The sequence below is a fragment of the Bartonella sp. MU70NMGDW genome (genome assembly GCF_042194085.1).
GTDB classification, from domain to species: domain Bacteria; phylum Pseudomonadota; class Alphaproteobacteria; order Rhizobiales; family Rhizobiaceae; genus Bartonella; species Bartonella grahamii.
This window is the reverse complement of sequence record NZ_JBHIMK010000548.1, coordinates 1-633: the sequence shown is the minus strand read 5'-3', so window position 1 is coordinate 633 and position 633 is coordinate 1. Positions and strand designations below refer to the sequence as shown.

1 pseudogene is annotated in these 633 nt (G+C 37.0%); it reads right to left on the bottom strand.

Annotated elements, in window-relative coordinates:
- A pseudogene (locus ACFIKE_RS12095) lies at nt 1–633 on the bottom strand (hypothetical protein); the annotation flags it as partial.

Here is a 633-nt window from a genome sequence, read left to right as displayed (position 1 = left end):
TAATACGTAACCCACCACCTGTATGAAAAGTCAATTCACCTTGCTTTAAAAGCCCACTTTTTCCATACAGTCGCTGTTGCCAATTTTTCCCTTCATCTTCAGACAAAAAAGAGATGTCATTTAAAATCACTTTCAAGTTACCATCAATTTTTGGGACATCAACAAAAGAAGATGTAAAAACTAGAGAAACATCAAAACCGTCAAAAGTTATATTTCCCAACAAATCATTCTTTTCATGTTTCAGATCAAAGCGCAAAAATTCTGCCGTTATTTTTTGAGGCGTATCTTTTGTCTCTAACGGCTGAGTAATCATGTCATGCGTATTTTGCAAAGATGCTTGATCTTCTACATTTTCCTGTGTCGTTTTTTTATCTATTGTTTGTTCTCCTAATGCTTCTTGAGGCTTTTGATCTTCAAGGGAAGAGGAAAGAGGTGAAATTTCAAGCCCTTCAGCTATAAACTTCAATGTTTTACCCGTTTTCCAATAAGGTTCTGTTTCAATAACCAAATTGCGCCAACGCGATACTATGGAAGTTTGTCCGGAAAAAACAATTGATGCAGGAGAATGAACATTAAACTCGACCAAATGAGGTGCATAAATTGGTGCACCAGCTGTCAAACGCCCCGTCGATA